This is a genomic window from Aeromonas sp. 55A (assembly GCF_051919665.1).
Taxonomy (GTDB): domain Bacteria; phylum Pseudomonadota; class Gammaproteobacteria; order Enterobacterales; family Aeromonadaceae; genus Aeromonas; species Aeromonas veronii.
Map to the genome: position 1 here is coordinate 38,063 of NZ_JBQBEH010000008.1, position 14,803 is coordinate 52,865.

Sequence of the window (14,803 nt, forward strand, 5' to 3'; positions counted from 1 at the left end):
AATAAAATCATCTAATAAATGCGTTAGATATGCGCTTTAAAAAAGCAATTAACTTCCAAGCCCTTGAGTTATTAATCTCATCCAAACAAAGTTGTTGCTCAATAATTATTTTTTTCTGTAATGTCGCTATGGACTCTATTTCTTTTATTGTTTTATTAATTGGCAATAGAAGTTTATTAATAACATTTAAAGGGATTGCGTCTATCAAAATATCAAAGTATACATCTTTAATAGCATGTTCAACTGTAAATAAAAGTTGAGGATCTATATTATCAAATATGAAATTTCTATCGATCTTGATATTTGCATTATGTTTTATTAAATTTATAGCTGGAGAAAAATCAACCACACTTACTATTCCACTTTGTTCACCAGGATCCAGCCTTAACTCAACAACATTAGAGAACTTATCTAAATTAAAAGAAACTCTATCATCCGTAAGCCGTGCACATAACGCTTTTTCCTCTGAAAAATCGATGTCTCCAGCTTCCTTTATATATAACTTTACCAGATGCCTCGAATCTCTTTTTGATTTTAATTTCTCAATGTTAACCTCAGCTATACAACGTTCGCGAGGGGCTAGCGTAAATATGAACTGATATACGTTCCCATAAACACGCTCATCAAAGTTAATCGGCGTTGTTTTTGTAAAATATTTAGAAAACTCTGTCTGCAAAACCTCGGCATAATAAGCAGCCTCTTTTATAGCAAAAAATCCACTATCATTCACCATATTCAAGAGATTTTGATAGGTAAAAAATCGGATGTGCGTATCATCCAAAAGGCCGGTATCTCGGTAATTAAACTCCTCATTAAATAACTCCAATAATACACCATCATGCCCAACATTAGGTACAGATATAATAACAACCCCATTATTGGAAAGGAATGACTTAATTGATTGCAATACTTTACTGGGCGAATACAAATGTTCTAGCACATCAGCAAAAATTATAAAATCATATTTATTGCCGTCTAGCTTGCTTTCCCATTGGTAATTTTCAATATTACCCAGCTCACTACCTATTAGAGCATGCCTCGCGTAGAATGATGCTTCTTTACCTGCGTTTTCATCTAATTCAATGATATCAACTATACAATCCAATGACTCTTTTAAGTATCTAGTTAAGCGACCGTGAGCAGGACCAAACTCTAAAACTCTTGCTTTGGGGCGAATTTGTTTTATTATTATTGATAAGCTGTTTTCGGTTTCAAGATCCAACTCAACGTTGTATTTACTCATTATGGTGTTTCGCTCCATTCATGAGGAATAACAAATACTCCCTCAGCTTCATATTCCCCAGCAACTACTATTTCTCTGAAACGGGCTCTATATTCAAAAGGAATTGTGGCTGTTTTTTCCATGATCGCACAATCAAAAAAATATGTTCCACCTAAAACACGAATACCACAAGTATACTCTAATCGGTAGCAATTTATTCCTTTTACCCAAGGTATTTCTTTTTTATCGAGCAGTGTATTCAAACCACAAATATATTTATTATCAAGACTATGTAGAGCGATACCTAACACAGGGCTATCGATAGAGTCATCAAATACTTCATATTCAATATCAATGAACAACGGAGTATATTTACTAACCCGACTAACGATGTGACCACAATCATCTTTGATAGTTAATTTTTTTATAGTAACTACAGCGTTAGGATTGAACTGTTCTTGAGTTTGCACATCATTGTTGCTTTTTAACTCACTTCCCGAAGTGGGTGCGTCAGCAATTTTCAAAAAATCAAGGTAGCGGTCGGTAACTTCATTTACATTGCCGCTAAGCTTTATTTTTCCATCTAAAATCCAAATTGCCTTATTACAAAATCGTTTCACACTATTTATATCATGAGATACAAACAAAATTGTAATTCCCTCTTGCATCATCTGATGCATTCTATCCATACATTTATGTTGAAACGCCTGATCTCCAACAGCTAGGGCTTCATCAACAATTAGAATGTCTGGACTAACATGAATAGCAACGGAAAATGCCAACCGAGCAAACATACCACTGCTGTACATCTTAACTGGCTGGTGAATGAATTCACCTATATCAGCAAAGGAAAGAATTTCATCACATCTATTCCGCATCTCATCATGTGTAAACCCCATCAAAGCACCTTGAAAGTATATATTCTCCAATCCAGTATACTCAGCATTAAAACCAGCGCCTAACTCTAGAAGGGAAGATATTTTTCCATTAACTTCAACGTTCCCAGAGGATGGAGTTAACACACCGGTAATTATTTTAAGTAAAGTACTCTTACCCGCACCATTTTTACCTAAAATACCGACTGTTTCACCCTTATTTACGGTAAAGCATACATCATTGAGCGCATGATACTCATGATGATATTTTTTATTAAAAAAATTCAAAGCTTCTTTCAAACGATCCTTGGGCTGATCATATAGTTTATAACTTTTGCAAATGTGTTTGACGGAAATTGCGATTTCATTTTTCATTTTATAAAACATCCGCAAAGTGAGGTCTTAACTTTTTAAAAACTGAAGAACCTAAAATTAAAATAGTTAGCGTTAATAACCAAAAACATAGAATTTGTGCAGGCTTTTCCCAAAACCAAACGTTATCAATCAAGCTATCTCTAAAACCCTGTACAATATAATAAATGGGATTTAGTTTAAAGATCCACTGCAAACTATTAGGCAACATATTTAATTGCCAAAAAATAGGAGTTAACCAAAAGCCAAACTGTATAACCATCGATATGATTTGAGTTAAATCATTAAAAAACACAACTATGCTGCTGGTTAACCATGCAACTCCTAACATCATTACTGTTGCACAAAAAACATAATAAAAAAGTTGCAACCAATATAAGTTTGGTTCATATCCATATAAAATAAACATTACCAACATGAAAGCTACAAAGAATGCATGAACGATAAATGCTGAGCACAACTTAACTATAGGTAATAAGCTTACTTCAAAAACAATTTTCTTAACTAGGAAAGCATTATCTTTTATAGAGTTAGTTGTAATGCTTAAGCTCTCACTAATGTAAAACCATGGAATCATTCCAGATATAAGCCACAATATAAATGGAGTGTCATTAATGGGGCCATTTCGAAAGCCCATTTCAAACACGAACCAAAAAATAACTATTGTGAAAGTCGGTTGAATAAAAGCCCAAAAAACACCAAGCAAGTTATTGACATACTTACTTCGAAAGTCGTCTTTCACTAAAGAAATCAGTATGTTTCTATTGGATAGAATGGATTTTATAAAATTAACAATTTGCTTTGACATATTAATTCGCCTTTTTGCGGCAAAAATCACAACATGAGAAACATGGTTGATCAATAGTTTTCAACTGAGATGTAATTAAAATAATCAGCATCAAGGAAAGATAAACCAGACTTATCCTTTTTAGATATATTTGGACGTCCATGACATGGCCATTCAATATTCAAGAATGTATCACTCCAAATAATTGCACGCTCACACTGTGGAGCATAGTAATTGGTTGTTTTGTACAAAAACTCAGCCGTTTCTGTCAGTGTGACAAAACCATGTGCAAACCCTTCCGGGATCCACAACTGTCGCTTGTTTTCCTCGGATAGGTGTACTCCAACCCATTGTCCAAAGGTCGGTGAGCTTTTGCGGATATCGACCGCCACATCAAATACTTCACCAGCTACACAACGCACCAGCTTGCCTTGAGCATGAGGCGGCAACTGATAGTGCAAGCCGCGCAATACCCCTTTTGACGATTTGGAGTGATTATCCTGTACAAAAGTCACCGGATATCCTACCGCCTCTTCAAACAACTTGTGGTTGAAACTCTCAAAGAAAAAACCACGTTCATCACCAAATACTTTTGGTTCAAAAATAAGCACATCAGGGATTGCTGTCTTGATTACATTCATCTGTCTACCCGCATTCAATTCAATCTTTATGGGGGCGCAACTTCCCTCCCCCATATCACATCAGGCTTTGGCAACCATTTTTAACAAATATTGGCCGTACGCATTCTTTGCCAGTGGCGCTGCAAGAATACGTATCTGGTCAGCACTGATAAACTTCTGGCGATAGGCAATCTCTTCCGGACAGGCCACCTTCAACCCCTGACGGGTCTCAATGGTCTGAATAAAGTTGCTCGCTTCAATCAGGCTTTCATGGGTACCGGTATCCAACCAGGCATAACCACGGCCCATCATGGCCACCGACAGATTACCTTGCTCCAGGTAGATACGGTTCACATCGGTGATTTCCAGCTCACCACGGGGCGACGGCTTCAGGCTCTTGGCGATCTCCACCACGCTGTTGTCGTAGAAATAGAGGCCGGTGACCGCATAGTTACTCTTGGGCTTCAACGGCTTCTCTTCCAGAGAGATAGCGGTACCTTCTTTATCAAATTCCACCACCCCATAACGCTCGGGGTCATGCACATGGTAGGCAAAGACGGTAGCGCCACTCTCTTTGGCCGCTGCGGCTTCCAACTGTTTCTGCAGGTCATGACCGTAGAAGATGTTGTCGCCGAGTACCAGAGCACAGGGGTCTGACCCGATAAACTCTTCACCCAGAATAAAGGCTTGTGCCAACCCGTCCGGACTTGGTTGTACCTTGTACTGCAAATTCAGACCCCACTGGCTACCGTCACCCAGCAATTGCTCAAAGCGGGGAGTATCTTGCGGCGTGCTGATGATCAAGATATCGCGAATTCCCGCCAGCATCAGGGTGCTCAGCGGATAGTAGATCATCGGCTTGTCATAGATGGGCAGCAGCTGCTTGCTCACCGCCATGGTCACAGGATAGAGACGGGTGCCAGAGCCACCGGCCAGAATAATGCCTTTACGTTTGGTCATGATGCTTGTTTCTTATTTTTAAATTGCAAAAGAAAAGGGTGGCTTGCAGCCACTCCTTTCTGTTTTATCCCTGCCAGCCAGGGAGGCAGTCACTACATCCCAGGCCAGTAATTTACTTACCGAGGATCTCGGTCAACATCCGCTCCACACCGACTGTCCACTCCGGCAGCACCAGATCGAAGGTGCGCTGGAATTTGCCGGTATCAAGGCGGGAGTTATGGGGGCGTTTGGCCGGAGTCGGGAAGGCGCTGGTCGGCACCGCATTGAGTTGTGTCACCGCCAGTTCAACGCCAGCCTCTCTGGCTTTGGCAAACACCAGCTGGGCGTAGTCAAACCAGGTGGTGGTACCGGAGGCAATCAGATGGTACAGCCCGGCGACCTCGGGTTTACTCTGCGCAACACGGATCGCATGGGCGGTGCAATCAGCCAGCAACTCGGCGCCGGTCGGTGCGCCGAACTGGTCATTGATCACTGACATCTCGCTACGCTCTTTGCCAAAGCGCAGCATGGTCTTGGCAAAGTTGGCGCCGCGGGCGGCATAGACCCAGCTGGTACGGAAGATCAGATGACGGGAGCAGAGGGACGCACCTTGCTCACCCGCCAGCTTGGTTTCGCCATAGACGTTGAGCGGTGCAGTTGCATCGGTTTCAACCCAGGGGCGCTCGCCGCTACCATCGAACACATAGTCGGTGGAGTAATGCACCAACCAGGCACCCAATGCTTCCGCTTCTTTGGCGATCGCCGCTACACTGGTCGCGTTGAGCAGCTCGGCAAACTCCCGCTCGCTCTCCGCCTTGTCGACTGCGGTATGGGCCGCGGCGTTGACAATCACATCCGGCTTGACCAGTCGTACCGTTTCGGCCACCCCTGCCGGGTTGCTGAAATCGCCGCAATAGTCGGTGGAGTCAAAATCAACGGCAGTGATGCGCCCCAGCGGCGCCAGTGCGCGCTGCAGCTCCCAGCCTACCTGACCATTTTTGCCAAACAGCAGAATATGCATCAGGCACGCTCCCCGTAATTCTGCTCAATCCAGGATTGGTAGGCACCGCTCTTGACGTTGTTGACCCACTGCTGGTTATCCAGATACCACTGCACAGTTTTGCGAATGCCAGACTCGAAAGTTTCTTGCGGTTGCCAAGCAAGCTCACTGCTCATCTTGGTCGCATCGATGGCATAGCGACGATCGTGACCGGGACGATCCGCCACATAGGTGATTTGCTCACGATAAGAGCCCGCCTTCGGCACCATCTCGTCCAGCAGATCGCAGATGGTGTGTACCACCTCCAGATTCTGCTTCTCGTTGTGGCCGCCGATGTTGTAGGTCTCCCCCACCAAGCCAGTAGTCACCACCTTGTAGAGCGCGCGCGCATGATCTTCTACATAGAGCCAGTCACGGATCTGGTCGCCCTTGCCATAGACCGGCAGCGGCTTGCCATCCAGTGCATTGAGGATCACCAGCGGGATCAGCTTCTCGGGGAAGTGATAAGGGCCGTAGTTGTTGGAGCAGTTGGTGACAATGGTCGGCAGGCCGTAGGTACGGCGCCAGGCGCGTACCAGGTGGTCACTGGAAGCCTTGGAGGCAGAATAGGGGCTGCTGGGGGCGTAGGGGGTAGTCTCGGTAAAGAGCGGCAATGGCTCACCGGCAGCCACTTCATCCGGATGGGGCAGATCCCCATACACCTCATCGGTGGAGATATGGTGGAAGCGGAAGACCGCCTTGCGTACCTCGTCCAGACCGTTCCAATAGGCACGTGCCGCTTCCAGCAACATATAGGTGCCAACGATATTGGTCTCGATAAAGTCAGCCGGGCCTGTGATGGAGCGGTCAACATGGCTCTCGGCGGCCAGGTGCATCACCGCATCCGGTTGGTGCAGGGCAAACACCCGATCCAGCTCGGCGCGATTGCAGATATCCACCTGCTCAAACGCATAACGCTCGCTTGTCGATACATCGGCCAGGGACTCCAGATTGCCGGCATAGGTGAGTTTATCGAGATTGATAACGGCATCCTGGGTATCACGGATGATATGGCGCACCACGGCAGAGCCGATAAAGCCGGCACCGCCGGTCACGAGAATTTTCATAGATATGCGTTCTCTTGCGAGGAGTGAATACGGAATTGGGTATCGGGGATATGGAATAGAAAACAGCTGTATTAGCGCCAAAAATCAGCAAATAACGTGTATTGCCAAAACCGCATGACACAACCGTCATGCATATACGTTGAACAAAAACCAAGGATAACACCATGGCTACCGCCCCTGGGTTACAGCCCCCAGTTTGCTGCTTTTAACCAGATTTTGCTTGCTGTTGGTCATCGTACCCTCCAGCATTTTTATGTTTTGATGGTCGATAACAGTGTTACCCGCTCGCATTTTATAGCCAAAAGAGGGTGTACAAAACCAAACGACACATAGTCTACCAGCCCGATAAGGGGCAGATTCTATCTCGTTTTCTGGAAACCTGCACAGCAAAAGTGCTTTCCATAACGGCCAAGATAGGATTCAATAGAGAATCAAAAAACTATTATGAACTTTTCAGGATCACCATTCAAAATCGAACAGATCACAGCCAAGTTACCGTTTTTCAGGCGAAAAAAATGGGGCAACCGCTCGTGTTGCCCCATTTTATAGTCAGCTTTAACTGGCTCATTTATCAAATTGTGATCTGTCGCTCAGAACAGATGGACACGCTTTTGCTCAGTCACCTTTTGACTCAACCGCTGCAGCCATGCGCGCCTCTTTGCTCTGGTGGCTGGTGAAGTAGCGCATCACCAGCACGAAGAAGAGTGGCACGAAGAAGATGGCCAGCACGGTGGCACTGATCATCCCCCCCATCACGCCGGTACCGATGGCGTTACGGCTGCTGGCGCCCGCGCCGGAGCTGATCACCAGCGGCAACACCCCGAGGATAAAGGCGAGCGAGGTCATCAGGATCGGGCGCAGACGCAGACGCGCCGCCTCCACCACCGCCTCACCCAAGCCCATCCCTTTGTCGTAGAGCTCTTTGGCAAATTCCACGATCAAAATCGCGTTTTTCGCCGACAAGCCTATGGTGGTGAGCAGACCGACCTGGAAGTAGACGTCGTTCTCCAGCCCGCGCAGGGTGGCAGCCACAATGGCCCCCAACACCCCGAGCGGTACTACCAGCATCACCGAGAACGGAATGCTCCAGCTCTCGTAGAGGGCCGCCAGACAGAGGAACACCACCAACAAGGAGATGGCGTAGAGCGCGGGTGCCTGTGAACCGGCCTGACGCTCCTGGAAGGAGAGCCCGGTCCACTCGATACCCACCCCTTCCGGTAGCTGTTTCACCATCTGCTCGATGGCGGCCATCGCATCACCGGTACTCTTGCCAGGCGCCGCTTCACCGACGATCTCCATCGCCGGCACGCCGTTATAACGCTCCAGACGCGGCGAGCCGAAGCTCCACTCGCTGCTGGCAAAGGCGGAGAAGGGCACCATCTGACCGGCACTGTTGCGCACATACCAGAGTTTCAGATCTTCCGGGTTCATCCGGAAGGGGGCATCCGCCTGCATGTAGACCTTTTTGATCCGGCCACGGTCAACGAAATCATTGACGTAGGACGAGCCCCAAGCGGTAGCCAGGGTGTTGTTGATATCCGCGATGGAGAGCCCCTGCGCCAGCGCCTTCTCGTAGTCAATCTTGATGTCGAGTTGCGGCGTATCTTCCATCCCGTTCGGGCGTACCCGCACCAGGGTGGGATCCTGCGCCGCCATACCGAGCAGCTGGTTACGCGCCGCCATCAGCTTGTCGTGACCGATACCACCGCGATCCTGCAGGAAGAAGTCAAAACCGGTCGCCGTCCCCAGCTCCGGGATCGGAGGCAGGTTGAAGGCGAACACTTGCGCCTCCTTGATGCTGAACAGATAGCCCATGGCACGACCGATAATGGCATTGGCGCTACGATCCGGGCTCTTGCGCTCGCTCCAGTCCTTGAGCTTGATAAAGGCCATACCCGCATTCTGGCCACTACCGGCGAAGCTGAAGCCGGATACGGTCAGTACGGAGTCAACATTATCCGTCTCGTTTTTCAGGAAGTAGTCGCGCATATCCGCCAGTACCACCTCGGTGCGCTGCTTGGTGGCCCCCACCGGCAGTTGCACCATGGACATGATGACCCCCTGATCCTCTTCCGGCAGGAAGGAGGTGGGCATCCGCATAAAGAGCACTGCCAGTACCGCCAGCATGGCACCGTAGATCAGGCTGTAGCGCACTCCCTGTTTGATCACCTTGCGCACGCCGCTCTGATAGCGGTTGGTACCCGCATCAAAGGCGCGGTTGAACCAGCCAAAGAAGCCGCGCTTGGCACCAAACTCGCCATGTTTCATCGGCTTGAGCAGGGTGGCACAGAGCGCCGGGGTCAGGATCAACGCCACCAGCACCGACAGCACCATGGCCGAGACGATGGTCAGCGAGAACTGGCGATAGATGGCACCGGTCGAGCCGCCGAAGAAAGCCATCGGCACGAACACGGCGGAGAGCACCAAGGCGATCCCCACCAGCGCGCCGGTGATCTGGGTCATCGACTTGCGGGTCGCTTCCAGCGGGGAGAGATCTTCCTCGCTCATCAGCCGCTCCACGTTCTCTACCACCACGATGGCGTCATCCACCAGCAGGCCGATGGCCAGCACCATACCGAACATGGTGAGGGTGTTGATGGAGAAGCCAAACGCCGCCATCACCCCGAAGGTACCAAGCAGCACCACCGGTACCGCAATGGTCGGGATCAGGGTGGCGCGGAAGTTCTGCAAGAACAGATACATGACGCAGAACACCAGGAAGATCGCCTCGATCAGGGTCTGCACCACCTCCTCGATGGAGATCTTCACAAACGGCGTGGTGTCGTAGGGGTAGACGATCTCCATGTTGGCCGGGAAGTAATCCGACAGTTCATTGAGCTTGGCACGCACCTTCTCGGCGGTATCCAGCGCGTTGGCACCGGTCGCCAGCTTGATGGCGACCGCGGCGGTAGACTGGCCGTTGTAGAGCGCATCGGCGTCATAGCTTTCGCCCGCCAGCTCGACCCGGGCCACATCTTTCAGCCGTACCTTGGAGCCATCCTGATTCACCCGCAGCAGGATGTCGTTGAACTGCTCCACGGTAGATAGGCGGGTCTGACCCATGATGGTGGCGGTGAACTGCTGATCTTCCACCGATGGTGTGCCACCCAGCTTGCCAAACGCTACCTGGGCGTTCTGCGCCTTGATGGCCGCCTGCACATCACCTGGGCTCATCTGCACCCGGTTGAGCTTGTTGGGATCGAGCCAGACCCGCATCGAGTACTGGCTGCCGAACAAGGTGATATCCCCTACCCCGTCCAGACGACTCAGAGGCTCCTTGATGTTGGAGACCACATAATCCGCCAGATCGTCGTTGTTCATCGAACCATCGCTGGAGATGAAGGCCGCGACCATCAGGAAGCTACTGGAGGTCTTCTGAACCCGGATCCCCTGCTGCTGAACCTCTTGTGGCAGCAGCGACATGGCTTGCTGCAGCTTGTTCTGCACCTGCACCTGGGCGATATCGGGATCGGTACCCGGCTGGAAGGTGAGGGTCACCGACACCCGACCCGCGGAGTCAGACTGGGAGGACATGTAGAGCAGGTGATCCAGCCCGGTCATGTTCTGTTCGATGATCTGGGTCACCGAGTCTTCCACCGTTTTGGCGGATGCGCCCGGATAGCTGGCAGAAATACCTACAGCAGGCGGCGCAATGCTCGGATACTGGGCGACCGGCAATTTGATGATGGCCAGGCTGCCCGCCAGCATGATCACCAGCGCGATCACCCAGGCAAAAATGGGTCTGTCTATAAAAAATCGAGCCATGAAGCGACTACTCCATCCTACTTGTTGGCCGGGGTGTTGGACGCAGCTTGAGCAGACGGTGCATCAGCCCCCTGCTCGGCGGGATTGACCACGGCGCCCGGTCGTACTTTCTGCAAGCCAGCCACGATCACCCGCTCGCCGGAGGTGAGCCCTGACTCCACCACCCAGTTGCTGCCAACGACACGGCTCAGCTGCACGTTGCGCAGCTCCACCTTGTTGTCAGCGGTCACCACCATCACGGTGGCACCGCCATTGGGGGTGCGAGTCACGGCCGTTTGCGGCACCAGCAGCCCTTGCGCCCGCTCACCCTCTTGCAGGGTGGCGCGCATAAACATGCCGGGCAGCAGCAGCTGATGAGGGTTGGGCACAATTACCCGCAGGGTCACCATGCCGGAGGTCTCGTCTACGGTCACATCGGAGAACTGCAGCGAGCCCTCTTCGCCATAAGTGGAGCCATCTTCCAACTGGAAGGTTACCTTGGCCCCCTTCTGCTCGTCCTGGGTCAACTTGCCCTCGGCGACCAGTCGCTTCAGGCGCAGCAGATCAGCGGTGGACTGACGCACATCCACATACATGGGATCGAGCTGCTGAATGGCGGTCAGGCTGTCAGCCTGCTGGGCAGTCACCAGCGCCCCCTCGGTCACCGCGGATTTACCGATGCGGCCACTGATGGGGGCGGTGATGCGGGTGTAACCGAGATTGATCTCGGCAGTGCGCAGGGCCGCCTTGCTCGCCATGATCTCCGCTTTGGCCTGCTTCCAGCTGGCGTCGGCGTCGTCATAGTCCTGACGGCTGATGGATTTGACCTTGAGCAGCTCCTGATAGCGCTGCGCCTTGAGGCGGGCACTCTGCTCGTTGGCCTCGGCCTTGGCCAGATTGGCTTTGGCGCTGGCGACTGCCGCCTGATAAACAGCTGGATCGATCTGATAGAGCAGATCGCCCGCCTTCACATCACTTCCCTCGGTAAAGAGGCGCTTGAGGATGATGCCGCTCACTTGCGGACGCACTTCGGCCACCCGCAACGGGGCGCTGCGGCCGGTCAATTCGGTGGTCAGCATCAGCGGACCGCTCTGCAGGGTCACCACGTTGACCGCCGCGGGGGGCATGTCGCCCTGTCCCTGGGGTGCGCCCCCCTTGTCACCACAACCTGCCAGCAAGCCTGTAGCCAGCAAGGCAAGACCAACTGAACGAGCAAGAATATGTTTATGCATGAAACACCTGAGCCTTTGCCAGTCAATGAACAATCAGGGCCGCATGGGCCCTGTTGGTAAATAGTCGAAAGATGAGGCAATATACATACATTCATAAATGTATGTAAGTGACTTTTTGCTTGCATGAGGCACAAATTTCGATGGCCAGACGAACCAAAGAAGAGGCGCAGCAAACCCGCTGCCACATCATGAGCACGGCGCTGGATCTGTTCTGCTCTCAGGGCCTGGCCAAGACCAGCCTGACCGACATCGCCAGGGCGGCAGACCTGACCCGCGGGGCCATCTATTGGCACTTCAAGAACAAGGATGAACTCTTCATTTCGCTCTGGCAGGAGCTCTGCAGCCCCCTTGCCCACCAGCTCGATGCCTGCCTCAATCCAGATGAGCCGGATCCGCTGGGGCAACTGCGCCTCTTCTTCGAAGGGGTGCTCCACAGCTTCATTCACAATCCGGCCCAGCGGCAGATGTTCACCATACTGTTCAATCTCGAATCGCTGGAGGGGGAAGCCATCTCACTGCGCGAGCATATCCGCAGCCAGTCCGCCAACTTCTTTCGGGACCTGGAGACCACCCTGGCCAATGCGGTACGGCGGGGGCAACTGCCCGCCAACCTCAACCTGCAGCGCGCCGCCACCCTGCTCCACTGCACTCTGGATGGCTACATCATCAACTGGCTCCACTTTCCGGGGCGGATCGACCTGCAGGGCGAATCCGCCTTTATGATAGAGAGCATGTTCACCATGCTGGCCCAGCCCCACGGGCCTGCCTGCTGCCGCTAACCGGCTCCGGCAACTTCATCACATCCAAATCGGGGCCTGACCGCGCGCTTTGGCAGTCAGGCCCCGATTTGTTACCCTGTGCGCCCCCTGCTTGAGGTAACCCCTGTGCCACACTCTGACGCCATCCCCGCTTCCTGGCCATTGAACGACCAGCACGCCCGCGCTCGGGCTGCCTTTGTGGCGCGTCTCAAACCCGGTGCTCACCTGCTCAATGGTCAATGCGGTATGGGGGAGGATCTGTGCTGGCTGCGTGCAGAAGGGTATGTGGTCACCGCCTGTGACGCTGTGCTGGCCGACGCCAAAGTTGCCTCGCAGCAATCCGGGCAAGCTGTGCGGGTCTGCCCGCTGGCGAAGATGCTCTCGGTGCTCCCTTACGATGGCATCTGGTTAAGCCGCCCTCTTGATAGCGACGCGGCCACCCTTGTCCCCCTGTTGCAACAGCTGGCGACCCTGCTCAAAGCGGGCGCTCCGCTCTGCTTCCCCCTGCCGCCAAGCGGCAAGATAAGTCACGATGAGCTACAGCAACTGGTCACCACATCCAGGATAGCGCTGCAACTGGCGCCAATAGAAACCCCCTCGACCAACACGCCATCATGCACAGGTCAACACGCCAGCCAGTACGTCATGTTGCTGCGTGGCGATCATCAGGCCACCTAACGGGCTAATTCATCACGGATTTTCCCGTTCAACGCCAAGCCGACAGCTAGTCGGCGATCTTGGCTCTCGACAATATTTAACTCGGCGTTAACGCAGAAAAGGCAGACATAACACGGCTTACGTGTTAAAAAGTGTGATTAATATCAAATTTTAATAACAAAACAGACAATACAACCAACTCCGGATTTCCTTATGAAACTTGTCCTGAAACTCATTGCTGGCATCCTTGCCGGTCTCTTGCTCGGTCTATACGCCCCTGAGTGGGTGGCGCGCGTGCTGTTTACGGCCAAGACAGTGATAGGTCAGCTCATCACCTTCACCATTCCGCTCATCATTCTGTTCTTTATCATGAGCGGCATCGCCAGCCTGCCGAAAAACTCCGGCAAGCTGCTGGGCAAAACCGTGGCCCTCTCCTACTGCTCCACCATTCTGGCGGGGCTGTTCGCCTTTACCGTGGCGAGCCACCTGATCCCGCAGTTCACCACCGCTGCCGAGCCCACCACGGCCACGGCCATCAAACTCGCCTCCTACGTCAATCTGGAGATCCCGCCGCTGTTTGGCGTGATGTCGGCACTGGCCGCTGCCTTCGTGTTCGGCATCGGCATCAGCGCCACCCAGGCCACCGATCTGCGCCGGGTCGCCGATCAGGGTCGTGACATCATCGACCGCCTGCTGGCCAAGGTGATCATTCCGCTGCTGCCATTCTATATCGCGGGCGTCTTTGTCGAGATGACGGTGGAAGGCACCGTATTCGCCACTCTGAAGACCTTCGGCGTGGTGCTGGTGATGGCGATCCTGATGCACTGGATCTGGCTCTCCGTGCTGTTTATCGGCACCGGTCTGGCCCTTGGCCGCTCACCGGTCCAGCTCATCAAGAACATGCTGCCCGCCTACTTCACCGCGCTGGGGACCATGTCGAGCGCCGCCACCATTCCGGTCGCCCTGCAGTCGAGCAAGAACAACGGCGTGAGCGATGGCATCGCCAACTTTACCGTGCCCCTGTGCGCCACCATTCACCTCTGTGGCTCCACCATTACCCTGGTCACCTGTGCCACCGCGGTGATGTTCCTCTCCGAGCATCTGGCCATTCCGGGTATCGAGACCATGCTCCCCTTCATCATGATGCTGGGGGTGATCATGATCGCCGCCCCGGGCGCCCCGGGTGGTGGCGTGATGTCGGCACTGGGTCTGCTCACCTCCATGCTCGGCTTTGGTGAAGCCTCCATCGCCCTGATGATCGCCCTCTATCTGGCGCAGGACAGCTTCGGCACCGCCTGCAACGTCACCGGTGACGGCGTGATCGCCCTGTGGGCGGATCGCTTCGCCAACGGTAGCGAGAGCGCAGCTCCAGTGGCCGAGGCCGAACAGGCGTAAGCTCGCCGGGATAGCTCGACCATCCTCTGCAAAACCGCAGGCCCGAACCATGTTCGGGCCTGCGTCGTTTCTGCCACCTTCACAGTGTTTGTGCGT

Annotated in this window: 12 protein-coding genes; 3 read left to right on the top strand and 9 right to left on the bottom strand. The window is 52.2% G+C overall.

The annotated features are described in order from the left end of the window. Window positions 1–7 precede the first annotated feature (7 nt). From ACTG2G_RS03930 to ACTG2G_RS03970, 9 genes are all read right to left on the bottom strand, one after another. The gene (locus ACTG2G_RS03930) at window positions 8–1,243 is read right to left on the bottom strand and encodes a class I SAM-dependent methyltransferase (protein ID WP_439985156.1); all 1,236 of its coding nucleotides are present in this window, start codon (window positions 1,241–1,243) and stop codon (window positions 8–10) included. Beyond that, a complete protein-coding gene (locus tag ACTG2G_RS03935; RefSeq protein ID WP_206900194.1) occupies window positions 1,243–2,472 on the bottom strand; it encodes an ABC transporter ATP-binding protein in 1,230 nt (409 codons plus the stop codon). Before ACTG2G_RS03935 ends, ACTG2G_RS03930 begins: the two co-directional genes overlap by 1 nt. A 1-nt stretch (window position 2,473) precedes the next feature. Further along, on the bottom strand, window positions 2,474–3,277 hold the full coding sequence (locus ACTG2G_RS03940) for an ABC transporter permease (protein ID WP_439985157.1): 804 nt from the start codon (window positions 3,275–3,277) through the stop codon (window positions 2,474–2,476). Between the two features lie 50 nt (window positions 3,278–3,327). Next, window positions 3,328–3,897 (bottom strand): dTDP-4-dehydrorhamnose 3,5-epimerase, encoded by a 570-nt coding sequence (gene rfbC / locus ACTG2G_RS03945; protein WP_439985158.1) that lies wholly within the window; start codon window positions 3,895–3,897, stop codon window positions 3,328–3,330. A 60-nt stretch (window positions 3,898–3,957) separates the two neighbouring features. Continuing rightward, the gene (gene rfbA, locus ACTG2G_RS03950) at window positions 3,958–4,836 is read right to left on the bottom strand and encodes a glucose-1-phosphate thymidylyltransferase RfbA (RefSeq protein WP_439985150.1); all 879 of its coding nucleotides are present in this window, start codon (window positions 4,834–4,836) and stop codon (window positions 3,958–3,960) included. 112 nt (window positions 4,837–4,948) lie between these two features. Further along, entirely contained in the window at window positions 4,949–5,836 is an 888-nt protein-coding gene (gene rfbD, locus ACTG2G_RS03955) for a dTDP-4-dehydrorhamnose reductase (RefSeq protein ID WP_335838261.1), read from the bottom strand. Next, entirely contained in the window at window positions 5,836–6,921 is a 1,086-nt protein-coding gene (rfbB, locus tag ACTG2G_RS03960; protein WP_439985204.1) for a dTDP-glucose 4,6-dehydratase, read from the bottom strand. Before rfbB ends, rfbD begins: the two co-directional genes overlap by 1 nt. A gap of 615 nt (window positions 6,922–7,536) precedes the next feature. Beyond that, entirely contained in the window at window positions 7,537–10,686 is a 3,150-nt protein-coding gene (locus ACTG2G_RS03965; protein WP_439985205.1) for an efflux RND transporter permease subunit, read from the bottom strand. Window positions 10,687–10,703: 17 nt separating this feature from the next. Continuing rightward, on the bottom strand, window positions 10,704–11,897 hold the full coding sequence (locus tag ACTG2G_RS03970) for an efflux RND transporter periplasmic adaptor subunit (RefSeq protein WP_236320364.1): 1,194 nt from the start codon (window positions 11,895–11,897) through the stop codon (window positions 10,704–10,706). A 140-nt stretch (window positions 11,898–12,037) separates the two neighbouring features. On the opposite strand from ACTG2G_RS03970, the gene ACTG2G_RS03975 reads away from it, so the two are divergent. The 3 genes from ACTG2G_RS03975 (at window position 12,038) to ACTG2G_RS03985 (ending at window position 14,707) form a co-directional block, all read left to right on the top strand. Continuing rightward, on the top strand, window positions 12,038–12,676 hold the full coding sequence (locus ACTG2G_RS03975) for a TetR family transcriptional regulator (RefSeq protein ID WP_005350268.1): 639 nt from the start codon (window positions 12,038–12,040) through the stop codon (window positions 12,674–12,676). 105 nt (window positions 12,677–12,781) lie between these two features. After that, window positions 12,782–13,333 carry a hypothetical protein gene (locus ACTG2G_RS03980; RefSeq protein WP_421386248.1) on the top strand — a complete coding sequence of 184 codons (552 nt, stop codon included), beginning with the start codon at window positions 12,782–12,784 and terminating at the stop codon, window positions 13,331–13,333. Window positions 13,334–13,525: 192 nt separating this feature from the next. Next, window positions 13,526–14,707, top strand: a complete 1,182-nt coding sequence (locus tag ACTG2G_RS03985) for a dicarboxylate/amino acid:cation symporter (RefSeq protein ID WP_421386247.1) — start codon at window positions 13,526–13,528, stop codon at window positions 14,705–14,707. Window positions 14,708–14,803 lie beyond the last annotated feature (96 nt).